The sequence below is a fragment of the Paenibacillus sp. R-74696 genome (genome assembly GCF_055814915.1).
Window position 1 is genome coordinate 191,984 of record NZ_JBPULM010000050.1, and the last position, 24,310, is coordinate 216,293.

21 protein-coding genes are annotated in these 24,310 nt (G+C 45.9%); 11 read left to right on the plus strand and 10 right to left on the minus strand.

Going from position 1 to position 24,310, the window contains the following annotated elements; genetic code table 11:
* The first annotated feature begins 135 nt into the window (after positions 1–135).
* The 6 genes from ACSR9A_RS29360 to ACSR9A_RS29385 are packed head-to-tail and all read left to right on the plus strand — an operon-like array spanning position 136 to position 6,879.
* Positions 136–1,500 (plus strand): YheC/YheD family endospore coat-associated protein, encoded by a 1,365-nt coding sequence (locus ACSR9A_RS29360; protein ID WP_473761908.1) that lies wholly within the window; start codon positions 136–138, stop codon positions 1,498–1,500.
* Positions 1,501–1,511: 11 nt separating this feature from the next.
* A complete protein-coding gene (locus tag ACSR9A_RS29365; RefSeq protein ID WP_473761911.1) occupies positions 1,512–2,699 on the plus strand; it encodes a YheC/YheD family endospore coat-associated protein in 1,188 nt (395 codons plus the stop codon).
* Positions 2,696–4,072, plus strand: coding sequence for a YheC/YheD family endospore coat-associated protein (locus tag ACSR9A_RS29370; protein ID WP_473761914.1), 1,377 nt, complete (start codon positions 2,696–2,698; stop codon positions 4,070–4,072). The genes ACSR9A_RS29365 and ACSR9A_RS29370 overlap by 4 nt, the downstream gene beginning before the upstream one ends.
* A complete protein-coding gene (locus ACSR9A_RS29375) occupies positions 4,072–5,226 on the plus strand; it encodes a YheC/YheD family endospore coat-associated protein (protein WP_473761916.1) in 1,155 nt (384 codons plus the stop codon). The genes ACSR9A_RS29370 and ACSR9A_RS29375 overlap by 1 nt, the downstream gene beginning before the upstream one ends.
* The gene (locus ACSR9A_RS29380; protein ID WP_473761919.1) at positions 5,226–5,735 is read left to right on the plus strand and encodes a GNAT family N-acetyltransferase; all 510 of its coding nucleotides are present in this window, start codon (positions 5,226–5,228) and stop codon (positions 5,733–5,735) included. The genes ACSR9A_RS29375 and ACSR9A_RS29380 overlap by 1 nt, the downstream gene beginning before the upstream one ends.
* Positions 5,692–6,879 carry a YheC/YheD family endospore coat-associated protein gene (locus tag ACSR9A_RS29385; RefSeq protein ID WP_473761921.1) on the plus strand — a complete coding sequence of 396 codons (1,188 nt, stop codon included), beginning with the start codon at positions 5,692–5,694 and terminating at the stop codon, positions 6,877–6,879. Before ACSR9A_RS29380 ends, ACSR9A_RS29385 begins: the two co-directional genes overlap by 44 nt.
* 75 nt (positions 6,880–6,954) lie before the next feature.
* On the opposite strand, the gene ACSR9A_RS29390 is transcribed toward ACSR9A_RS29385, so the two are convergent.
* Positions 6,955–7,635, minus strand: coding sequence for an HAD family hydrolase (locus ACSR9A_RS29390; RefSeq protein ID WP_473761923.1), 681 nt, complete (start codon positions 7,633–7,635; stop codon positions 6,955–6,957).
* Between the two features lie 255 nt (positions 7,636–7,890).
* On the opposite strand from ACSR9A_RS29390, the gene ACSR9A_RS29395 reads away from it, so the two are divergent.
* Positions 7,891–8,766 carry a transposase gene (locus ACSR9A_RS29395; protein ID WP_473761925.1) on the plus strand — a complete coding sequence of 292 codons (876 nt, stop codon included), beginning with the start codon at positions 7,891–7,893 and terminating at the stop codon, positions 8,764–8,766.
* Positions 8,767–9,643: 877 nt separating this feature from the next.
* Here the strand turns inward: ACSR9A_RS29395 and yfkAB are convergent.
* The 3 genes from yfkAB to ACSR9A_RS29410 form a co-directional block, all read right to left on the minus strand.
* The gene (gene yfkAB, locus ACSR9A_RS29400) at positions 9,644–10,807 is read right to left on the minus strand and encodes a radical SAM/CxCxxxxC motif protein YfkAB (protein WP_473761928.1); all 1,164 of its coding nucleotides are present in this window, start codon (positions 10,805–10,807) and stop codon (positions 9,644–9,646) included.
* 134 nt (positions 10,808–10,941) lie between these two features.
* Positions 10,942–12,066 (minus strand): HD-GYP domain-containing protein, encoded by a 1,125-nt coding sequence (locus ACSR9A_RS29405; RefSeq protein ID WP_473761931.1) that lies wholly within the window; start codon positions 12,064–12,066, stop codon positions 10,942–10,944.
* A gap of 68 nt (positions 12,067–12,134) precedes the next feature.
* Positions 12,135–13,589, minus strand: a complete 1,455-nt coding sequence (locus ACSR9A_RS29410; RefSeq protein ID WP_473761933.1) for a bifunctional metallophosphatase/5'-nucleotidase — start codon at positions 13,587–13,589, stop codon at positions 12,135–12,137.
* A gap of 140 nt (positions 13,590–13,729) precedes the next feature.
* Between ACSR9A_RS29410 and ACSR9A_RS29415 the strand changes: the two genes are divergently transcribed.
* Positions 13,730–14,482, plus strand: coding sequence for a molybdenum cofactor biosynthesis protein (locus tag ACSR9A_RS29415; protein ID WP_473762376.1), 753 nt, complete (start codon positions 13,730–13,732; stop codon positions 14,480–14,482).
* 206 nt (positions 14,483–14,688) lie between these two features.
* On the plus strand, positions 14,689–15,744 hold the full coding sequence (locus ACSR9A_RS29420) for an HD-GYP domain-containing protein (RefSeq protein WP_341281671.1): 1,056 nt from the start codon (positions 14,689–14,691) through the stop codon (positions 15,742–15,744).
* Between the two features lie 92 nt (positions 15,745–15,836).
* On the opposite strand, the gene sufB is transcribed toward ACSR9A_RS29420, so the two are convergent.
* The 6 genes from sufB to ACSR9A_RS29450 form a co-directional block, all read right to left on the minus strand.
* Complete coding sequence (gene sufB, locus ACSR9A_RS29425) at positions 15,837–17,234, minus strand: Fe-S cluster assembly protein SufB (RefSeq protein WP_473761935.1); 1,398 nt, start codon at positions 17,232–17,234, stop codon at positions 15,837–15,839.
* A gap of 29 nt (positions 17,235–17,263) precedes the next feature.
* The gene (sufU, locus tag ACSR9A_RS29430; RefSeq protein ID WP_341281669.1) at positions 17,264–17,689 is read right to left on the minus strand and encodes a Fe-S cluster assembly sulfur transfer protein SufU; all 426 of its coding nucleotides are present in this window, start codon (positions 17,687–17,689) and stop codon (positions 17,264–17,266) included.
* Positions 17,676–18,902: a cysteine desulfurase gene (locus tag ACSR9A_RS29435; RefSeq protein WP_473761937.1), complete on the minus strand. Its 1,227-nt coding sequence runs from the start codon at positions 18,900–18,902 to the stop codon at positions 17,676–17,678. The genes sufU and ACSR9A_RS29435 overlap by 14 nt, the downstream gene beginning before the upstream one ends.
* Positions 18,899–20,206 carry a Fe-S cluster assembly protein SufD gene (sufD, locus tag ACSR9A_RS29440; protein ID WP_473761940.1) on the minus strand — a complete coding sequence of 436 codons (1,308 nt, stop codon included), beginning with the start codon at positions 20,204–20,206 and terminating at the stop codon, positions 18,899–18,901. The genes ACSR9A_RS29435 and sufD overlap by 4 nt, the downstream gene beginning before the upstream one ends.
* A 21-nt stretch (positions 20,207–20,227) precedes the next feature.
* Positions 20,228–21,007, minus strand: coding sequence for a Fe-S cluster assembly ATPase SufC (gene sufC / locus ACSR9A_RS29445; protein WP_046228741.1), 780 nt, complete (start codon positions 21,005–21,007; stop codon positions 20,228–20,230).
* Between the two features lie 186 nt (positions 21,008–21,193).
* Positions 21,194–21,781 carry a DUF1802 family protein gene (locus ACSR9A_RS29450; protein ID WP_473761942.1) on the minus strand — a complete coding sequence of 196 codons (588 nt, stop codon included), beginning with the start codon at positions 21,779–21,781 and terminating at the stop codon, positions 21,194–21,196.
* A gap of 195 nt (positions 21,782–21,976) precedes the next feature.
* On the opposite strand from ACSR9A_RS29450, the gene mtnK reads away from it, so the two are divergent.
* Positions 21,977–23,194: an S-methyl-5-thioribose kinase gene (gene mtnK, locus ACSR9A_RS29455; protein ID WP_473762378.1), complete on the plus strand. Its 1,218-nt coding sequence runs from the start codon at positions 21,977–21,979 to the stop codon at positions 23,192–23,194.
* A gap of 40 nt (positions 23,195–23,234) precedes the next feature.
* The gene (gene mtnA, locus ACSR9A_RS29460; RefSeq protein WP_473761944.1) at positions 23,235–24,290 is read left to right on the plus strand and encodes an S-methyl-5-thioribose-1-phosphate isomerase; all 1,056 of its coding nucleotides are present in this window, start codon (positions 23,235–23,237) and stop codon (positions 24,288–24,290) included.
* Positions 24,291–24,310 lie beyond the last annotated feature (20 nt).

The window sequence follows — 24,310 nt, forward strand, 5'->3', positions numbered from 1 at the left end:
ATTATTTGCTTAAACAGCTGTTAGTATCTAATCACCAAGGGATAGATGTCCTCATATGATGAATTAATTCGTGCAAAACACCCAGCGGCTCTTAACCCGCTTGCCGGAATCCTCCTGCTTGGAAGGAGATTTACGATGCTCAAATCGAAAGTAGCCGTCCAGGTTATCAGCTCAGGCATGCTCGCCGAGGATACGCTCATGCTGGGCGAGGCCTATATGAAACAGTGGAAAATCCCTCAGGGCCAGCCTGTAGCGATGACTTTCGGCTCACTTAAGCAACATGTCAAAGTATTACCCGTCGCACGTTATGATGGCATTCGAATTAGCCAGAGCCTAGCGCGCAAAATGGGCATTGCGAATGGCGCTGCATTAAGAATCAACTATAAATCCGGATCAGCAATACTTTCACTCGGCCCGCTTATCGGTATTCTGATCAGCAGGGATTATCCAGGGACACCCGATAAGCCGTTCGGTTCTATCACCATGTTCTGCAAAGAGCTGGTTGATGGCTGTGCCGCGCAAGGCGGGCATGTGTGTTTCTTCACTCCCGGCCAAATTACTGGCGAGCAGCAAACCGTGGAAGGCTGGATCTATGCGGGTGGCTGGCAAAGGGCGTCGCTTCCCATTCCAAATGTGATTAACAATCGACTTACTTCCCGAAAACTAGAGAACAAACCCAGCGTACAACATTTTTTCAAAGAAGTAAAATCCAGGTTTCAGACGACTGTTTTTAATGAAAAGTTTCTTGATAAAACGGAAGTTTTCGAAGCGCTCAAGAAGGATGAAGCAGCCCTCCGCTATTTGCCAGAGTCCTATTCACTGCGCAGCTTTGCCACCCTTAAAGGCATGTGCAGCAAACACGCCAACATCTTTTTGAAGCCTGTCAGAGGAAGCCTTGGCAAAGGGATCATCCGAGTATCAAAGACTGAAAACGGCGGTTACCAAGCCCAATTTACTACAACCACAGGCTCCCGAAAGCAGCTTTATCCAAACCAGCTCAAACTGTATTCTGCCATCTCAGCGAAAATGAAAACCGTCCGCTATCAGGTACAGCAAGGCCTCCAGCTGATTGAAATCCAGAAACGGCCCGTCGACTTCCGGGCACTTGTACAGAAAAATGTCAGCGGCAAATGGAAAATCACTTCGATTGTTGCCCGGACAGCTGGCGGTCAGCATTTTGTTTCCAACCTCGCAAGAGGCGGCACATTAAGTACCGTTAGCGAGGCGATTTCCAAATCCAACCTGACGAGCGGCCGAGCGGATGCCTCAAGCAGGCTGCAGCAAGCAGCGCTCCTCATTGCCAAAGGGATTGAGACGCATATCCCCGCCCATTTCGGTGAGCTCGGCATCGATCTGGCTATTGATGCAAGCGGCAGAGTATGGCTGCTGGAGGTTAACTCCAAGCCTTCCAAAAATGACAATACGCCACTGAATGATAACAAAATTCGTCCATCCGTTCGCATGGTTATTCAATATTCCCGATTTTTATCGGGCTTCTAGCGGAGGCGCCTATGACAGCAGAAGGCATGACGATTGGATTATATGTTGCTTCCATTGAGATGCATGCCTCACAGGAGGAGCCGAAGCTTCCCGAGCCTGCCTTTTACAAGCAACTTACGGAAACCGCTAGAAGGAAAAAGATTGATCTTTACGTCTTTTCTCCCTGCGAATTTAACGAAGATAACGGCCAGCTTCAGGGCTATCGTTTTCTAAATGAGCGCTGGGAGAAGGGCATCTGCAAGCTGCCCGATATTATTTACGATCGGCGCTTCTGCAAAAACACAGAAGAGCAGCTTGCCTGTCGCAGCGCTCTGCAGGCTATTGCAGCCCGCAAGCCGCACATCATTTTGAACGGCAGCCTCCCGTCCAAGTTGGACGTTTACGAGGCGCTTGCGAATGATGAGCGTATCCAGCCGCTGCTGCCAGCTACCCAGCGTTATAGCCATGGCGCAATGCTGCGAATCCGACTCTCAGCTCCAGGCTCCGGGCTGTTTCTCAAGCCCGCCTCAGGCATGCAGGGCAAAGGCGCATTGCTGCTCCAGCGTCATGCTGCCGGCTACTGGTCCGTCTCAGGGCGCAGCAAAAGCAATCTCTCCTTTCAGAAGCGGATAGGTAGTCAGGACGCTCTGGAGCAATGGCTAGCCAAGTTTATCGGGACTGCCAGCTATATTATTCAGCCGTATTTGCAGCTCCAGCTAAAAACGGGCGAACCTTTCGATATAAGGGCTTTGGTACAGAAAGATGCGTTAGGCCTCTGGCAAGTAACTGGCCTTGCAGCCCGCTGCGGACAGACCGGCTCGATCACCTCCAACCTGCACGGTGGGGGCGGAGTCAGATCTGCGAAGGAACTGCTTATAGCTGAATACAGCGAAGCGGTAAATGATCATCTATTGAAGCAAATTCACGAAATAAGCCTGTATGCAGCAGTACAGCTTGAACAGAGATTCGGCAGACTTGCTGAGCTTGGACTTGATTTTGGCATTGAGCAGGGCAGACGATTATGGCTTCTGGAAGCGAACTCCAGACCAGGAAGATCGGCGTTTAGGCGACTTGGCCTTGAGGGATGTGCTGCACAATCTCTTGAGCGGCCACTAGGCTATGCCCAAATGCTGGCCCGCCGTCTCCATACGCCGTTAATTACTCCATCACCCGTATTAGACCGTTCTCGGTATGACAACGTTCAGGAGGTTCTTCCATGAGTTTGACAACTTGCAACGTACACTTTTCCCAACAAACCGATCGAGTCGTCTATCTGTCCAGTCCGCTTCTTAAAGAACTGAAGCTGTCAGGCAAAAAAACGATGCACCTCAAGCTAGGCAGAGAAGTCATTACCGCTGCCATCCGCCCAGTCAAGCGCCAAGGCAACCATCTGTATTTATCGGCGGGCGTCCGCCAGTCTATCAAAGTACCGAAGACTGGCAATATTTATTTGCTTCAATCTGGAAATAATGAAATTCAGCTTGGACCCTTGGTCGGGATCTTAAGCGATATTGGCTCCCCTTCCTCTGATAGTGCGCCATTTGGCGCAAGAACAGGCTTCATTAAGCAAGTCATCCGGTCGGGAGAGCACAAAGCGTATCTGTTCGGCTTTACTCCAAACGACATCAACTGGCAGCAGGAAACCGTCAATGGCTACTTTTTGAACGCCCAAGGCAATTGGTATCGCAAAACGGTGCCGCTTCCTGACGTTGTATACAATCGGCTTCCCAGCCGAAAAGCGGAAACCTCGACCATGATCAACTCGCTGCGCGAACGGTTTGTAAGGAAGAAAATCCCGTTTTTCAACTGGAGCTTTTTCAATAAATCAGATGTCTATAAATTGCTCGATAAAGACCCAGAAGCCCTGCAGCATTTGCCTGAATCGGTGTCGGGTCCTACACCGGATAAAATCAAGGAGATGCTTGAAGAGCATCAATTCTTATATTTCAAGCCTACAGCCGGCAGCCTTGGCATCGGCATCTATCGCTTGACCTACCATCCTAAGCGGGGCTATTTCGCAAGGTACCGCAAAGGAAATCAAAATGTGCTGCTGCGCTTTACGAACTTTCAGAGCATGATCCGCATGCTGCATGCCCGCCATGGCAGCTCTCTAAATAACTATGTCGTCCAACAGGGAATACGGCTCGCCGAAATTGACGGCTGTCCGCTTGATTTCCGTTTTCATATGCATAAAAATGGCCAGAACGAATGGGTGCCCGCAGGAATTGGCGCAAAAAAAGCCGGACGGGGCAGCGTCACTACCCACGTCAAAAACGGCGGCTCCCTCATGACACCGCAGCAGGCGCTAAGCCGGACCTTCGGCAGCGAAGCCGCCGATGTGCTGGACAAAGCGAAACAAGTAGCCATCAACCTTTCGGAAGCCATTGAACGCAACTATCCTCACCGTCTTGGCGAACTGGGGCTTGATATCGGCATCGATAAAAATAGCGAGATATGGATGTTTGAGGCCAATGCCAAGCCTGGACGTTCTATTTTTAAGCATCCTTCCTTAAAATCGGAAGGTCGCGCCTCACTGGATTATATTATTGAACATTGCCTGTACCTCAGCAAGTTCCAAGGGGGTGACAGCTGATGGAGCAGCTGGTTAAAGAACAGGAATCAACAGCGGAGATCCGGGCCGGAAGGCCCGTACTCGCTATTTTGACCATAGAGGATGATATCCAGCTATTTCGTGGCAACCGCAGTAATTTTGCTGATTTAATTCGTGTAGGCCGTGAGCAGGGTTTTATCGTTTATGTGCTTACTGCAAAAAACTTATATTTAAGCCGTACCAGTCTGAAGGGCTTTATTTTTGACGAGCAGCAGGAAATATGGCAGCAGCGTCTGCTCCCCTTTCCAGACATCATTTACAATCGCATCCCTCAACGGGAGGATGAGCTGCTGCCAGCCGTCAAAAACAAAATCAATGCTTGTATTAAAGACCCAAAGGTGACATTATTCAATCCCTTTTTTTTCAACAAGTGGCATTTATTCGAATGGCTTCGCCAATCCAAAACTACTAAGCCCTACATCCCTTTGACCCGCAAATTAATGTCCCTCTCCGGACTGGGCAAAATGATGCAAAAACATTCCTTTTTATATTTGAAGCCAGAAAGCGGCAAAGCAGGCAAAGGCATCATGACCATTACCGTTAAAGCCGAGAAACAGCTGCCCTTTCGTTTGAAAATCCAGGAGGAGCGCAAAAGTGCTACCTATAATTGCGCCACGATAACGAAGCTGTGGAGCCGCATCCAAAAGCAAAGCGCAGGCGAGGCCTACATCGCACAGCAGGGTATCCAGCTCGCTTCCTTCAATGACCGCCGCTTCGATCTCCGTGCGCTTGTACAGAAGAACAGTAATGGCAGATGGGAAATGACGGGAATCGGCGCAAGGGTCGCCGGCTCCTCAAGCATTACAACTCATGTGCCTCGCGGCGGAATGATTGAAGATCCTGAGAAGCTGCTCATTAGTTCTTTTAATGTAGAACAGGCGCGTAGAATACTTTTGAAAGCTAAACGCACCGCCTTGCTGATTGCGAGGCAAATCGAGCGTGCCTCTGGGCAGACGCTTGGCGAAATGTCGATGGATCTTGGAATAGACAGCTCGGGCAGCGTTTGGTTTTTCGAAGCCAACTCCAAACCAATGAAGTTCGACGAACCACATATTCGCCAAAAATCGCTGGAGCGTATTTTTCAATACGGATTATATTTAACAAATAAAAAAGCAAGCAAGGTAGGAGGCGCATAATGATGGAAGTGCAGCTGCTCACTCCACAACAATGGAACAGCTATCGCAAGCGACTGGCTGACTTTGCTGTTCAGTATAGCGATAAAAGGCTGACAGCTGCCTCCATTCAGGCCTTTCGCGCCCTGGATTCTGCCCAGCTCATCACATCAGTTGAAACTGGCTATTCCGAGGCAGCCGTTTCAATCGCCAGGCAAGGCTCGCGGTTACTTGGCGTGGGCTTCGCAGCAAATGGCGATAAGCATAAGCAGGAATGCTTTTTCGTCGTCCAACCCGAAGCCCGCGAACTTGGGGTCGGAACGGCTGTCGCTCGGAGTCTGATTAGAAGATTGGGCCAATTAACTTGTCATGTTGCGGTCGACAATGTCCCAAGCATGGCGCTCTGCTTCCGCCTTGGAATGGAAGCAGTATCTATGTTCACCGGACCGACCGGCAAGCCGACGCTCCGTTTTGAAAGGAGAACTCCTAATGACGCAGCCTGTACTCGGAATATTGACGTTATATCTCAATGAGAACGGTTTGCTTGAAGAACGAGATATTTACCGTAAAATGACGACTGCTGGCCGAAAGCTGGGGCTCGACATTATTATTTTCACCCCTCAAGACGTCAATTACAAACAAAATCGCATCCATGCTTTAATTTATAATGAGGCGTCCAAAAAATGGTCGCGAAAATGGACTGCATTTCCACACATGATTTTTGACCGCTGTCGCATTCAACGTACTTATCGGTTCGATCAACTGCTGCATTTCCGTTCCCGTTATAGTCACCTCAACTTCCTCAACCGTCCGCTTCGCAACAAGTGGACGATACACCGAACGTTGATAAAAGACTCCCGATTTAAAAGCTATCTTCCTGCAGCACGCATTGCAGAAAGTGCCCAGGTCGTATCGGAGATGCTGCGCAAATATCCGCTTATTTACCTTAAACCGATTAACGGCACAGGCGGCAGAGGCATTTTGCGTATTGAGCGAAAAAAAAGCGGAAACCTTCTGATTCAAGGCCGCGACCAAGCAAGACGAATTATTAGTCCGCAAAAAATAAACGTTGCCTCCTTAAACGGTTATTTATCCGCATGGGATTTAAAAGGTACACGTTACATTGCCCAGCAGGGCATCCACCTCAAGCTTCCAAGCGGACGCGTGCATGATTACCGGATGCTCGTCCAAAAAAACGGAGAAGGCGTTTGGAGTGTAACAGGCTGTGCAGGCAGAGTAGGGCCTTCTGGCAGTGTAACTTCCAATCTTCACGGAGGTGGCCATGCCGTTCCCATGACTGAACTGCTGCAGCAGTGGGTAAGCGATGCCTCACTCGTTAAAGATATTGAGGCTGACGCCGAACAATTCAGCATTAATGTCGCCAAACATCTCGAGCAGGTTTATGGGCGGCTATGTGAGCTTGCTCTCGATCTGGCTATTGACCGCAAGGGCAAAATCTGGCTGCTTGAGGTCAATCCAAAACCTGCAAGGGAGGTTTTCGCCCAAGCGGGCGAGAAAGAGGCTTATAACCAAGCGATTATTAAACCTCTAGAATATGCCCTATGGCTTTATCGGCAGAAAAAATCCGGAAAAGCCAAAAATACCATTACGAATACCAACAACAGCAGTTTGACCCATATGGACGGCTTAGGCAAATCCACGACCGATTCCGCCTAATGATTCAAATAAAAAAGAACCTGGCTTTGACGTCCATATAGACGCCATTTCCAGGTTCTTATTATTTCACTTCATTTACCCCTCAACCAACAGATCAACGATGTCTGGCAACTTGGCGATCAGCACATCTGCTCCCACAAGTTCGGTATCCCGTCCATAGCTTGCATAAGCACAGCCAATTACTTTAAGTCCATTTGCTTTTCCCGCTTCCACATCAGAAGAACGGTCTCCAACCATCCATGCTGTTGCAATTTGATGGTCATTCAACAATTGAGCAACCAAATCCACTTTGGTCGCCGTCTGGTATTCCCCTGCGCTATACAACCCGTCGAACAAATCGTATATGCCCTTGTAGCGCGCTACCCCGCGCACATATTCTTCCAGTCCGTTACTGGCTACGAACAATTTGATACCATGCCCCTTAAGCCTTTTCAACATTTCCTCCGCTTGAGGATACAATCTACCTTCTCCCGCTTCCAGCTGTTCCAGCTCATAGCGCAGCATGAGCTCATCAGCACGCCTATGGGCCTCCTCTGAGCCATCAGGCATTACTTTTCGCCATATATCTTCCAGCAACATGCCGAGGCAGCTGAGCAGCCGCTCAATTGGCGGTGTTGGCTGATTGTAAAGTCCTTCTTCACGCAGAGTTTGAAACAATCGCTCGTGAACAGATACTAGCAGTGTATCCGTCTCAAACAACGTGCCATCCATATCAAAAATAACCGCTTCCGGCTTCGTCCATTTCGCTCCAGCCATATGTAAGTGCCTCCTCGAATTGTGTGTCCTTATCATACTAATTATGCAAAGCCCCCGCAACTCCCCGCTCATTCTATCATTTGTTCTCTAGCGAAAATGAACTCTATCCTAAAATAGCTTTGCTGTTTTTGTTGCTTACAGACATTATCCCCTTAGCTCAGAAAACTTTTTCTATCAACCGACCTAACATTTGACTTCACGCGATAACTTCGATAAAATAAGAACATAAGTTCTCATTGATGAGAGGTGATCGCGATGCAAGCCATTTCTGATTCTATTGCAAAGTTTGATAGTTGCTTTTCCACTGATGAAGCATGCTATTCCTTTTTGTATAAAATTAAATGGCCAGCAGGTTTTCGCTGCCCTCGTTGCAATCACCATTCAGCCTATAGAATTGCTTCGCGCTGCTCTATTTTATATCAGTGCTATTCCTGCCGACATCAGACGACATTAACGGCTGGCACTCTCATGGACAAGAGCCGAACACCGATACGAAAATGGTTGCTTGTGTTGTTTCTAATTTCCCTGCACCAAATTCAGATTAACGCGGCTCAAGTAGCATTAGCTCTGCAAATAACTTATAAAACCGCCTGGAGCATGCTCCATAAAATTCGTCAATTGATAAGCCACGCCGATGAACATGAAAAGTTATCTGGTGTTATTAAAGCTGCAGTAGAGATATATGCTAAAGAACAACATTCACCTAAGTATGGCTCATCTAAAGAATCTTCAATTGTTATAGCCTGCTCTTCCAGCTTTTGCTCCGCAACGCACTTTAAGTTCAAGGTTATCCCATCTGCTCATTTAAACGAAAGGCGCTTATTACGCTCTGGTGTAATGGACTTTACTCGCAACTACGTTACCCATTCATGTACTAATGATATAATCATACATCCTTTGTACCGTATGGCAGATTCGAGATTTCTTAGAAGGCAATATAAACATTCCATCATTAAATTAAAAGCCTGTTTTAAGGGAGTTGGCGTTCTTCATTTGCAGTCTTATCTTGATTACATTTGCTTTTTCCTGAATAATCCCAACCTAGATCAGCATTCCCTAATACACAAACTTACATCTTTATGTCTTAACAGACCAATATCAAAGAACACCCTACTGCCGCTGGCAATTTAACATCTCCAACTTTTATATTATTATACGGTAACCATAAATCAATACAATTTATCCCTACATAACTAATTATTCCTCCTTGTTGGGGCTGGTCCTATTACTGTTGTTTTAAACTCCAAGGAACTAAAATAACGCAATATTAGATTGAGTTTTTCTTTTCACACAATTCAATATTTCATAAATGTTGAGAGGTTCGTTATTCTCACTAGCCATATATTATATTAGATTTGGGTACGAGTTTTCTATTTAATTTTTATAACCACTGATGATCATATTCGTTAACATTCCCCTATATTAATTCAAGCTTTTTATTGACAACAAGTTTAATTAATTCATCCATCCTCCACCGAAAATACAAATCTGTTCCTCTCCTCTATAGTTCCTCCAATCCACAAGCACATCACTCCCAAAGCACGAGCTCTTGAGCTTTTGTACTTTTTTACTTTTGAGCTTTTTCTATTTTCATAAATTATTCTTATAATCTAATGATCCATATAATCATTGCTTGGATGGACTAATGTTCTACGTTCTACGTTCCATAGACCTTGGTCTTTGGTCTTTGGTCTTTGGTCTTTGGTCTTTGGTCTTTGGTCTTTGGTCTTTGGTCTTTGGTCTTTGGTCTTTGGTCTTTGGTCTTTGGTCTAGAAGATTATAGGTTTTGCGGTCGTTTTTCTGAGCTAAGGGGATAATGGACTAAAGCAAAATTTACAGTGAGGGCATCATCCAGAATGTCAGATTTGTAATAAACGTACATTCACTGTATTTGGGAATGATACACTGAAATTTATATTTCCTTTATTTGAATACAAGCACGCAAAAATGACTGACACTCGCGAAGGGGCGTCAGTCATTTTTATTGGCTTTTTTATAAATAGCTGCTTTAGTCGAAACGGGCGGTACGTTGGTGGAAATCTACTTCTTTATAGTACATGTCCTTCACCAGTAAGTTGGGACCGCAGCAAGAAGCAGCAGGGCAATAGCAGTTTACGTCTTGAGCTAGCGAATGATTCAGCCATTTTGTGAATAAGTCATCCAGCTTAGAGCTTGCTATGTTTCCAAATGATGGGACATCCGAAAAATCGGTAACGAATACTTCCCCTGTAAATAAATTGACATTAAGGCGGTTGCGCCCATCTGGGTCATTGCGCACTGTGACATTTGGCTCCGCAGCCAGGCGGCTAAGCAGTGCACGCTCCTCTGCATGATTGCTGCATTGATAAAAAGGCAGCGTTCCAAACAACATCCACACTGACGGGTCCCGGTTATCCAATAATCGTTCAATCGCTTGACGCATTTGCACGGGGGTGATGACTGGCAAATCTTTAGCAAATGAACTTGGATACATAGGATGCACTTCATGTCGCTCGCAACCCATTTCTACAATCAGTCGGTGAATTTCATCGATTTTATCATGTGTACGGAAGTTAATCATAGACTCCGCAGAAACTAATACGCCTGCTTTGCTTAGAAGACGCGCATTTTCAATCATTCGCTCATACAGCTTAACCGAGGCTTCGTAGGAAACTTGATGCCCCGCTTTAGCAAAGCCTACTTGGTGAAAATCATCCGCATTCGTGTAGTTAAAGGAAATGTGCATGACATCCAAATAAGGAATAATCGCCTCGTAGCGACTGAAAGGCAAAGTTACATTGGAGTTGATTTGGGAACGAACGCCGCGATCTCTGGCATATTGAAGCAGCGGCAGCATATATTCCTTGACCGTTTTAGCCGAATAGGAGGGCTCTCCGCCAGTAATGCTGATCGTCTGTAGATGTTCAACCTCATCCAAACGTTTGAGCATATCCTTTAAAGGCAATTTGGCCGGCTCCGACATAACTAGCGTATCGCCAACCGCGCAATGCTCGCAGCGCATATTGCATAAGTTTGAAATCGTCATTTCCACGCTCGTCAATTGATGCTTGCCGAACTTCTGGATTGAACGAATAGGATCCCATGGGTCATTAACTGGGGTTAGCTGAGGCAAAACCTTGGGGCTGCCATTCATAGCCAACGGATTTGTTGCTATAGCATTTAATGTATTCATTTTATCAACACCTGATTTCTGCATCTTTCGATTGTATAATTTCTAGTACCATTGTAATGTTCGAGCCCGAAAGAAGCAATAAAATGGACATGAAAAAAGAAAAAAGAGCCCACAATAGCAGGCTCCTCATGCAATTACCCATTTTTAGCAGATAGTGCAGGCAAATCATTTTGCTCATCATTTACGCTTATAATCATAATGCTAAGCTGCTTGGACATATCGATTTCATAAGGCACAGTAAGTTCTTCCCCAGCCTCGTTGTTTAATATACGAATAATGGGCCGATGCGGATAGGCATGATTAAAGTCCACTACTACACCAGATTCGCCTGTATTGATTTTCACCATAATACCAATCGGATAAATGGCTACCTTATCCCGAAATAACTGTACCATATGCTGTTCGTATAAAGTTCCTGTTCCTGCATACAGAAGCTCAATAGCATGATGCGGAAGCATCGGTGCGCGGTATATTCGATTAGTCGTCATAGCGTCATACGAATCGACTAACCCAATCCACTTTGCATACTCATGAATTTCATTGCCTTTAATTCCTCTTGGATATCCGCTGCCATCCAGCCGTTCATGATGTTGATAAGCACAATGAGCCACAATAAGCGGCAGATTAGGCTCATCCTTTAAAAGCTCAAAGCCGAAACGAGCGTGATTCTTCATCATAATGAATTCTTCTGGGGTTAAAGATCCAGGTTTTTGGAGGACATCGATTGGAATTTGTGTTTTTCCAATATCATGAAGCAAGGCCCCCATCCCGAGCGTCATTAGTTCTTCATGTGAATAATTGTAAGCTATGCCAAGAATGGTCGTGTAGACGCACACATTTAAAGAATGCTGATATAAATAATGATCTACCGTTCCCATATTCATCAGCATAATCATCGCATCCTTATGAGCGGACAAATCATCAATAATCAAATTCATCATTTGTTTGAAGGTTTGGCCAATATACGGATACGTAACCCCTTTTTTACGCTTTGGTCGATCCATCATATCACGAAAATTCGTACGTATTTCCTTCAAGGCAACTAACAGCGTTTCCTCGCGAATAATCTCTGGCATCGTAATATCATCGGTTTTCGGATCAAGAATATATATATACTGTATTCCACATTGTTTGAGCCGGGTAATAAGCCGACTGGTCAGCTCAACATTTTCCCCTAACAGCACTAAACCATCATGTGAGAAAATCTTTTTGGCCAATCGCATGCCGGGCTGAGTCTTTGTTATAGGCATCAAACGCATTTTCTCGATCCTTCCTTGACTGAGTGGTTTCTTCTTAATTAATACATCGGATAAAATTAATAAAAATGTTATATCGATGATGCTAGATTATTCCACCTTGGCAGCTTGCAGTCAGCAATGTTAGCCTCTTCTTTCAATGATTCAGCCAATACATCCCGAATAAACTCCGGCAGAAAATAAACAATATTGATTCCTTGTCCTAATGACAAATAGCCGATATGGAAAGTGAACATATCTATGGAAGCTACATTATACCATTTTTCTTCCATTAGAGGTTGCCCATTGACCATTATCTTCACGATTCGGTCCAGTGGCGGCCGCTCAGAATCAAAAATAACCTGAAGACCATCTATAGCAAGTGTTCCTAATACTTCGCCGCGAAACCCATAACCTTTAATTCGCTTTTCCGTATACTCCGGCAAGAGAGATTGCTCAAGAGCCTCCTTGATATGCCTGCCTGTAAGCTGCATTTTGCAAGGATTAATTGGAGACGGACATAACCCATGCAATTGTCCAGCAGTTACTTCTCCCTGCTGCAAGCCGCCTAGCAGTTGTCCGGTATTGACAATCGCGATTTCTGCTTCCGTATGTCTCTTTAGACCCGCTGCAAGCAAATTGGCAAGCGGCGACTCTGTCGCAATAGCTGTCGAAAGAGGCTCATCTATATACGCGACTGTACGATTGAGTCGCGCGAGCCCTTCTTCTTTATGTTTTGCGATAATAGCTGAAGCGTCAGGGTGTTCTTCAAAAGCAGCAGTCGGGACACAAGCCGCCTTAAATTGTGGTTTTGCATCAGCAGTCCCCTGCGAAATTTCGATACGCCCGATATGCTCGCCAAATTTTCCGGCCGCGCAAATTGAAGTGTGTTTGACTTGCAGTGCTTCCTCAAGCAAATGATGGGTATGGGCACCCAATACCAAGTCAACTCCAGTCAATTCTTGCGCCATCCGTTCATCATTCGCCAGCCCTAGATGTGACAATACGATTATCAAATCCACATCTTTACGCATTTGCTCCGCTTGTTGTTGAATAGCTTCGAAAGGGTCCGTTGCATTCCAACCGAGCAAAACATAAAAATCCGTAAAATTTGCCGTAACACCAATTAAACCAATTTTTAAATGGCCTTTATTTACAATAATATGAGGCAGCAGCCACGAAGGCTGCTTGTTCGTTGCCGCATCCAACAAATTCGCCCCTAAAACAGCAAATTTGGCATGTTTACCATATAACTCGGCCAATCTTTCCTTAGAATAAGTTAGTCCTTCATTATTACCAATAGTTACCGCATCATAACCTGCTTCATTAAGCAGTGCGACATTCACTAAGCCATCACTGCCCTCTGTTTCACTTCTCATTCTGTCCATATGGTCGCCGATATCGAGGACTAACAAGTTGTCCTTACCATGAACGCGACGTTGATCAGCTATATAGGAAGCAATTCGTGCGGCATTTTCCAAGCGACTATGAATATCATTGGTGTGTAAAATAACAATATTTTGCTCTAATCGTAGTTTGGAACCCATGCCTGCCTCCCCTAATTTTAAAAGTTATAAACGGTCGCCTAACTGTCTTAGACTGTCTCTTTAGCATAACATTTTTCTATAGATTATGGTATGCTGTTATAGTACGCCTATATCATTACGTGAGGTTAAATAACATGATTATGGAATGGAAAATTGATTTATTTGCAGGTTTGTCAGAGCGCTTCGGTGTGCGTTCTCTTATTATAGAGACTGCTGAGCAAAATATGACGGTGGCAGAACTGAAGAAGCATTTGATCGCTTCCTATCCCGAACAAGCGGATATTTTAAGCATTTCTTTTCTTGCCTGCAACCATGCTTACGCTCATGAAGACAGCATTGTAAGCGCCTCTGATGAGCTTGCGCTTCTTCCCCCGGTTTCGGGAGGACAAGCAGAAGAATCAAATGAAGATGAACAAAAATCCCCCTTAGAACAATTGTACATGCTTACTAATGAGAAAATTACGACGGAGGAGGTTATAGCTAAAGTTATTGTTCCCGAGCATGGTGCTTCCCTTGCCTTTGTCGGAACGACGCGAGAATGGACGAAAGGACAGCGTACCGTTCGCTTGGAATATGAAGCTTATGAACCGATGGCTGTTAAAATGATGAAGCAAATCGGTGATGAGCTTGCACAGAAGTGGCCAGGGACTTTGTGTGCTATTACACATCGGCTTGGCGTTGTCGACATCGCAGAGATTAGTGTAGTCATTGCGATCTCCTCACCACATCGAGCCAGTTGTTATGATGCCAGCCGGTACGCTATTGAACGATTAAAGCAAATTGTTCCGATCTGGAAAAAAGAAATTTGGGAGGATGGTTCAGAGTGGAAAGGCCATCAGCTTGGCCCTTGGAATCCTGATATGCCGCTAGCAAATTTTCCAGATGAAGCCTAATACCAAACGATTGTTAAAATTTTCTATTCAAAAGCATTAAAAATAGGTCTATAGACTATTTAAAACATTATCAAGATAAATAATGAGCGTTTTTTGTCGAAATTTGTAGGTCTTTAGACTCAAATTAAAGTCCCTCATATTGCCATACCCTCAAATCATTGCTACTATACTACTTAAGTGATCAACTATTCAATAGAGGTGCAGCGATGAAGGTTCACGTAACTGATTTAAAAACGGGAGACCGTTTATTAAAAGATACCTTTAATGGATACGGTCTGCATGTGCTTTCTAAAGGCACCTTGCTGGAAAATAAAGAAATATCAAAGCTGCTTCAACATCAAATTGATTATGTTGAAGTCGAATCTGTCTCTATTGTTAATTTGCCGGAGCGCACATTGGAGCAAACCGTTAACCCCAAGTGGCTTCCTTCTGTACAACCGGATTATGATAATGCAATTCAAGGCTTTCATAATCTTTTTGCTAAGGCAAGCGAGGATCAGACCATTAATGAGCAAGAAGTCGAAGATGCCTTCCAGCCGCTAATTAAGCATCTTAATATGGAGCGAGACGTTGTATCTATGCTTCTGCTGCTTAACACGAAAGACGACTACACGTACCAACACTCCGTACAAGTGGGCATGCTGGCCTATTATCTGGCTACCTGGCTCGGCTACTCCGTAAAAAAATCGGTGCAAATTGGTAAAGCCGGATTCCTTCATGATATCGGAAAAAGTCAAATCCCTGAAACCATTCTTAACAAACCCGGTAAGCTTACAAAGGAAGAGTTCGATGAAATCAAAAACCATACGACATATGGCTATGACATTATAAAAAAATCCTTTGATGAACGCTACATTGCCTTAAGTGCACTTGAGCATCATGAGCGTAATGACGGCAGCGGTTATCCGAAAGGTCTTAATGGCGACCAAATTGAGCCTGTTTCCAAGCTTATCTCGGTTGTCGATATTTATAGCGCTATGATTTCCGAACGGGTTTATCAGAAAAAACGCGATTTGTTTTATGTATTGAAGGAACTTTACAAGCTGAGCTTCAGAGAGCTAGATCCACATATTACACATACATTCATAAAGCATATGATCCCCAACTTCATTGGAAAAAAAGCTTATTTGGAAACCGGCGAGACCGGAATTATCGTCATGACACACCCAACCGAGTTTTTCAGGCCACTGCTGCAAATCAATCATGAATTTATTGATTTGACCGTTGAACGTCATCTCAAAATCAAAGAAATTTTCGTATAACAAAATGCCTGTTCCCTTAGCTGATTGAAACCAACCAGTGAGGAAACAGGCATTTTTGTCGTTTATTCGTTTAAGTTGTTAAGCATGTTTGCTTAACCGATAGAACCTTCCATCTCAAACTTGATGAGACGGTTCATTTCTACCGCATATTCCATCGGCAGCTCTTTCGTGAACGGTTCGATAAAGCCCATAACGATCATTTGTGTCGCTTCCGCTTCCGACAAGCCACGGCTCATCAGATAGAACAATTGATCCTCGGACACTTTGGATACTGTTGCTTCATGCTCCAAAGTAATGTTATCGTTCATGATCTCATTGTAAGGAATCGTATCCGAAGTGGATTCATTATCCAAAATCAATGTATCACATTTAATATTAGATTTCGCACCATCTGAATTACGACCGAATGAAGCAAGACCACGGTAAGTTACTTTACCGCCATGTTTACTGATCGACTTGGAAACAATTGTCGAGGTCGTATCTGGAGCAAGGTGAATCATTTTCGCGCCTGCATCCTGGTGCTGGTTTTTACCAGCAACTGCGATTGATAATACCATACCTTTCGCACCGCGGCCACGAAGCACTACAGCCGGATATTTCATCGTCAATTTAGAGCCGATGTTGCCATCTACCCATTCCATTGTCGCGTTTTCATCAGCAACTGCACGTTTAGTAACGAGGTTAAAAATGTTTGGTGCCCAGTTTTGAATCGTTGTATAACGAACGCGGGCATTTTTCTTAACCAAGATTTCAACGACGGCGCTATGCAGTGAGTTAGTGCTGTAGACTGGAGCTGTACAGCCTTCAACGTAGTGAACGAAGCTATCTTCGTCAGCAACGATCAGTGTACGCTCAAATTGTCCCATGTTTTCGGAGTTAATCCGGAAATAGGCTTGCAGCGGAACTTCGCATTTCACGCCTTTTGGTACATAAATAAAGCTGCCTCCGGACCAAACCGCACTGTTCAAAGCAGCGAATTTATTATCATTCGGTGGGATGATTGTGCTGAAATATTCACGCAAAATTTCAGGATGTTCACGAAGCGCTGTATCCATATCAGTGAACAATACGCCTTGCTTTTCCAGATCCTCTTGCATGCTGTGATAAACAACCTCTGATTCATACTGTGCGGATACACCAGCAAGAAACTTTTGCTCCGCTTCAGGGATACCAAGCTTGTCAAACGTTTCTTTAATTTCAGCAGGAACCTCTTCCCACGTCTTGCCTTGCTTCTCAGAAGGCTTTACATAATATTGAATATCATTGAAATCCAGATCATCCATGTTGCCGCCCCAATCAGGCATTGGCATTTTGTTGAACTGCTCCAGTGATTTCAGACGAAAATCGAGCATCCATTCCGGCTCGCCCTTCATTTCCGAAATAGTGCGAACGATTTCAGGCGTCAAGCCTTTTCCTGATTGGAAAATCGACTTATGCTCATCGCGGAAACCATACTTATACTCTTCCATTTCCGGCATTGTTTTAGCCATCGTATTCACTCTCCTCTTTCATAATGATGTTAATCTTGCTGTTGTTCGATTCCTTTACGCAAAGCGTTCCACGAAAGGGTGGCACATTTAATTCGTGCTGGGAACTTATTGACACCAGACAACGCCTCAATGTCCTCATAACCTTCAAATTCGACTGGTTCACCTTTCATTAGGGAAGAAAATTTATCCGCTAGCTCCAGCGCCTGATCGAATGTTTTTCCTTTAACGACTTCCGTCATCATGGAGGCAGAGCTCAGGCTGATGGAACAGCCTTCTCCGCTAAACTTCGCGTCTGTGACTAAACCGTTCTCCACCTGAAGCTGGAGTGCAATGCTGTCGCCGCAGGTCGGGTTGTTCAGTTTAATCGTAACGGCATCGGCTTCCAATGTTCCATGGTTGCGTGGATTTTTATAGTGATCCATGATGACTCTACGGTATAAATCATCCAATTGCATGACCGAAGAACTCCTTTGTTTTGAGCAGTCCAGCAATGAGCTGATCAACTTCCTGCTCGGTATTATATAAATAAAAGCTTGCTCTGGCTGTCGAAGAAACGTTCAGAAAACGCATAAGCGGCTGGCAGCAATGATGCCCAGCCCGAACGGCAATGCCTTCCGTATCAAGAACTGTCGCCACATCATGTGGATGCACGTCGCCCAAATTAAACGTAACGAGACCAGCACGATCTGCCTTAGGGCCATATATCGTAACCCCTTCAAGCTCCGATAATCGGTCATAAGCATATGCCGCCAGTTGACGCTGATGCTTGTCAATCTCATCCATGCCGACCTCTTGCAGAAAATCGATTGCTGCGCCCAGCCCTACGGCGTTCGCAATAATCGGTGTCCCGCCTTCGAAACGGTACGGAATGTCCTTCCATGTTGACTCATACAAGTCAACATAGTCGATCATTTCTCCGCCGAATTCGATAGGCTCCATCTTGGAGAGCAGCGCCTTCTTGCCATATAAGGCGCCAATCCCTGTCGGACCGCACATTTTATGGCCCGAGAAAGCATAAAAATCACAATCTAAATCACGTACATCCACACGCATATGCGGCGTGCTTTGTGCACCATCCACAACCATTACGGCGCCATTGCGATGCGCAATAGCTGCAACCTCCTTAACGGGGTTGACGATGCCAAGCACATTCGATACATAAGTCATCGCAACGACCTTCGTATTCGCTGTAATCGATAGCTCAGCATCGGCCAGCGTGAATGAACCATCTGGCTGAAGCGGAATATATTTCAGCGTCGCGCCGGTTGCTTTCGCAACCTGCTGCCACGGGATGAGATTGCTGTGATGCTCCATTTGCGTAATAACGATTTCGTCGCCAGGTTTACATACGTTTCTTGCATAGCTTGAAGCAACTAAATTCAGCGCGGTTGTCGTACCCCGCGTAAAAATAATTTCTTCCGGCAGTGCCGCGTTCAGAAAAGAAGCCACTTTCTCCCTTGCGCCCTCATAAGCGTCAGTCGCCCGCGAACCAAGCGTATGAACGCCTCTATGCACATTGGAGTGGTCCATCTCATAATAGCGATTAATCGCATCAATGACGGAGCGCGGCTTCTGGGAAGATGCCGCGCTGTCCAGATAAACGAGCGGATGCCCATTTATCTCTTGATGCAAAATCGGGAACTGCTCCCGAATTGCTGCTATATTCATCCTTCGAGCTTCCGCACAAGCAATTTCTCAAGCTGTTCGCGTACCGCATCGATCGGAATTTCAGATACTACAGGTGCAAGGAAGCCGTAGATTACAAGGCGTTCCGCATTCTGCTTGCTAATACCGCGCGACATCAGATAATAAACCTGCTCAGGATTGACCTGCCCAACGCTCGCTGCATGGCCTGCTGTAACATCATCTTCATCAATTAGCAAAATCGGATTCGCGTCACCGCGTGCTTTCGGGCTAAGCATCAACACTTTTTCGGTTTGAACGCCATTAGCTTTCGTAGCGCCCTTCTCGATTTTAGTGATGCCGTTAATAATTGCCGAAGCCGAATCCTTCATCACTGCACGTGTAACCATGTTGCTGTCCGAACGAAGGCCAAAATGTACAGCCTGCGTCGTCAAGCTCATTTGCTGAGCGTTTTTGCCGATGCTGATTACTTTAGCATCAGACTGCGAACCGTTGCCTTTCAGCACGGACTTCGTATCTGAAAGCGTAGAGCCATCGCTCAAATCGCCGAGTACCCATTCCATCACGCCATCATTTTCAATAATAGCGCGGCGAACGGTCAGATCCACTCCGCTGCCACCAAGATGATGAATGGAACCGAAACGAACGTGAGCGCCTGCTTTTACATAAACTTCGACTACGGAGTGGTAGACGAAAGGCTCAGTAACAGCACCTGGCTCAGTAACGACATAATCGACATAAGTAACGCGGCTGTTGCTCTCTGCTACGATTACGATATGCGGTGCAAAGGAAGCCTCTGCTTTTGTATTAAATAGAATAGCCTGCAGTGGAATTTCCACCTCTACATTGCGAGGAACGTATACGAATACCCCACCATTCCACAATGCTGCATGCAAAGCTGTTAATTTGTCCTCATCCTTGGCAACCGCTTGGAACAAGTAAGGCTTCACAAGATCGCCATGCTCCTTGCAAGCTGTCTCCAAATCGGTAAAAATAACGCCCTTAGCTGCCAGTTCAGCAGATAGCTGCGTCCATACCGGACTCGAGTTTTGCTGAATAACGAGGTTTTCAGTGCCTTCAGAAACCAATTCACGTACAACTTCTGGCAAATCGGTTAGTGCATTTGCTGGAGCTGCCTGATCGTAGCTGCCTACAGCTGTCAGGTTCCAGCGTTCAATTTTGACTTTCTCCGGCTTTGGCCATTCTAATGTACCAGCAAGCTCAGCTGCTTCGCCGCGCAAATCAACCAGCCAATTAGGCTCGTTTTTGCTACGGGACAAAGCTTCTGCAGATTGGCGGTCCGTCGGAGTCGATAGTTGTGTACTCATCCGTTATACCCCTTTCTCCGCTTAGGCCTGGCCAACCGTTTCGTCCACGATGCCCAGTTCTTCTTTAACCCAGTCATAACCTTCATTTTCCAAACGCTCAGCAAGCTCAGGACCACCGGATTTCACAATGCGGCCTTGCATCATAACGTGTACAAAATCAGGTGTAATATAGTTCAGCAAACGCTGATAGTGAGTAATAATTAGGAAACCACGATCTTCGGAGCGCATTTCGTTAACGCCTTTGGATACGATTTTCAAGGCATCGATGTCAAGACCCGAGTCAATCTCGTCAAGAACGACGATTTTCGGATCAAGCAGCGTCATTTGCAAAATCTCATTACGTTTTTTCTCGCCGCCCGAGAAGCCTTCGTTCAGGTAACGATGTGCAAACTCAGGGTTCATTTCCAAAGCTTTCATTTTGCCTTCCATTTGGCGAATGAATTTAATGAGGGAAATCTCGCTGCCTTCCTCACGACGAGCGTTAATCGCACTGCGCAAGAAATCGGAATTCGTTACGCCAGGAATTTCGCTTGGATACTGCATAGCAAGGAACAGCCCTGCGCGTGCTCTCTCATCTACGCCCATTTCAAGCAGGTCTTCTCCATCCAAAAATGCGCTGCCTTCTGTTACTTCATATTTCGGGTGGCCCATCAAAGCGGAAGCCAGCGTACTTTTACCAGTACCGTTTGGTCCCATAATCGCGTGGATTTCTCCGCCCTTGATTTCAAGGTTAATGCCTTTCAAAATCTCTTTTCCTTCGATAGCCGCTTTCAGGCCATCAATGACAAAATGCGTTGCCATAATATGCTGATCCCTCCATGGTTGGTCTATTTACCTAATCACCTATAATCAAAAAAGCTTCCATTATAATGTGATTCAATATAATTCTCAATGTCTTCTCAATAATCATTTTATTATAAGTTTTGTTATAAAGCAACGCTAAGACCACTCAATGTACAAGAAACCGCCATAAATCGGCCTTTATCTCTATTGCTGGCACAGCGCAGCTTGAATTTGGGCCACTTGCGACGCAAATTCCTCATCGGATAATACGGGAACCATTGCAGCATCAGCTAGATCCCTTTCAAGCTTTACCCAAGATTTGCAGCCCGTATAGGCAGGGAACATTTCTAATTCAGCAGGCTCTGCAAGCCGGTATACGCGAAGCAGCAGCAAATGCAACGGCTTCGTCCGCTTCCATTTTAGCCTTTCTTCTGAAAATTTATCCGTCCAAATATGAAATTCCCGCAGCCGGTCAAGCGTTTCCTGATCGTTGATCTCGATATCATAAATGGCTTCCGCATAGGCGCCAAGCGTAATGCTATCCATATCAGGCGACCAGCCTTCCATTATACTTTCGATCCTGCCTTGATACGGCGCCTTAAGCAGATGCTCCTTCTGATGCTCATATGCAGGCATTAAGTAGAAGCCTTTGCTAACCAATTGAAAATCACGTGTTTCCTCTTCAATTCCGCCTTTGCGCAAAACCATAATAAGCTCGCCATCACGCAATGCGTTAACGGTTACAGCCCACTCCTTCAGAGCGACCGGCTCCCGCGTCATGCTGTTACTCATGCCAATTCCTCCACTCCAGCAGATCCGCCAAGCCCTTCGTTGCCATTCGCGCTTAGCGGACAAAATCCTTGCCTACTTTACGTAACATTATATCATTTGTTATCATTTGTAGGTATTCCAAGTCGAAATAATATTCGATATACTAAGCATATAGAAATGCTTATATTTTGAAAAATACAGTCGGAGGTGGACAAACTGTCTGCTTATCATCCTTTAACCGAGCAAGAAGCTATTGAATTTTCCCGCTCCATACCTGACTTTTTCCCTGCTGGGGCTGAGCTTGCGTCCCGTGAGATCGGCGATGGCAATTTGAATTTGGTATTCCACATTACCGATCCAGCAAGCGGTAAAGGGCTGATTGTCAAACAAGCGCTCCCTTACGCTAAGGTTGTCGGGGAATCATGGCCGCTTACGCTTGACCGGGCGCGCATTGAGAGCGAAGCGCTGATTTTGCAAAATGAGCTGGCTCCGGGACTTGTGCCAACCGTCTATCAATATGACGCAGAGCTTGCCCTTACGGTAATGGAGGATCTCAGCGACCACGTGATTATGCGCCAGGGCCTCGTAGACGGCAACCAATATCCGAAATTCGCCGAGGACATTTCCACCTTTATGGCGAATACACTCTTTTACACTTCCGATTTGGGCATGAACCAGCAGGATAAGAAAGAACGCGTCAAAGCATTTATTAACCCTGATTTGTGCAAAATAACCGAAGATTTGATTTTTGATGATCCTTATACCGATTCGCCAAACAATAACTTTGAAGCAGCGATCGCTGATGCCGCTGAAGCACTTCGCACGGATGATGCCCTTCATCTTGAAGTCGCTATTTTGCGCAGCAAGTTTTTGACGAATGCCCAGGCGCTGCTCCACGGCGATCTACATACCGGCAGCGTATTTGTTACAGCACAGTCCACGAAAGTGATCGATCCTGAATTTGCTTATTACGGTCCTATTGGCTTTGACGTGGGTGCAGTTATTGCCAACCTGCTGCTCAATTATGCGGGACAAGCCCACTGGATCAAAGACGAGGCAGAGCTTGCCGATTTCCGCAGCTACCTGCTCGGCAGCGTACGCGAGATTTGGACCAAATTTGAGAACAAATTTGGCGCTTTGTGGGATGAGCATAACGTGGATCGACTAGCATCAAGCGCACCAGGCTACAAGCAATATTACATGAACAAGCTGCTTCAGGACTCGATCGGCTTCGCTGGCTGCAAAATGGTACGACGCATTGTAGGCCTTGCCCATGTTGCGGATATCGACCGCATTGAGAATGCTGCGGAGCGCGAGAAAGCACAGCGCCTGGCACTCGAAATCGGCACCTCGCTCATTCACCTGAACCGCCAGGCGATTACAATAGAGCAAGCAATTGATATTGTTTTGTCCGCAACGGCAAAACACGCTTAAAAATAAATCCTTATGTTTCGAGAAGAAAGGAATTTGCATAATGACTAGCCAGAATGCCCCATTGCAATCCTTGATTTGGGCGGAAGATCGCCTGGATTTGCTGGATCAACGGCTTTTGCCTGAAGAAATCGTATATTTGCCGCTTGTTACTTCGGAGGATGTATGGGAAGCGATTCGCCATTTGAAAGTGAGAGGCGCCCCGGCAATCGGCATTTCGGCTGCATATGGCGTGGTGCTTGGCAGCCGAAATGAAACAACCCCTAAGCGCTGGCTTGAAGAAGTGCTGAACCAGGCTGAATATTTGGCTACCTCACGGCCGACCGCTGTTAACTTATTCTGGGCTCTTGATCGTATGAAAGCCCGTGCGGAGCAGCTTGCTGCAGCCGATTTATCACTCGATGAAGTGAAGCAGGCTCTGCTTAATGAAGCGCTGGCCATTCACAGTGAAGATGAAGAAACCAACCGTTTAATCGGCGAGCATGCGCTCACGTTGTTTGAAGATGGCATGGGCGTCCTCACGCACTGCAACGCTGGCGGACTTGCAACTGCTAAATACGGTACAGCGCTGGCGCCGTTCTATCTTGCGCTTGAGCGCGGCATGTCGCTGCGTGTATTCGCCGATGAGACACGTCCTGTGCTGCAAGGCGCTAGACTAACCGCTTTTGAGCTGCAGCAGGCTGGCGTCGATGTCACTTTGATTTGTGACAATATGGCAGGCATGGTCATGTCCAAAGGCTGGATTCAGGCTGTCATTGTTGGAACGGACCGCGTAGCCGCTAATGGAGATGTCGCCAACAAAATCGGCACCTATAGCGTGGCTGTCCTTGCCAAGGCTCATGGCATTCCCGTATATGTTGCTTGCCCATTGTCCACGATTGACCTCAATACGCCGACTGGCGCAGAAATTCCGATTGAGGAGCGCAGCGCCGAGGAAATTACCGAAGGGTTTGGCAAACGCACAGCACCACAAGGTGTGAAAGTGTACAACCCGGCCTTCGATATTACACCGAATGAATATGTAACAGCTATTATTACGGAAAAAGGCATCGTCCAAGCTCCTTATGATGTCAATCTCAAAAAGCTTTTTAACCAATAAATATAAATCAAGAGCCTATA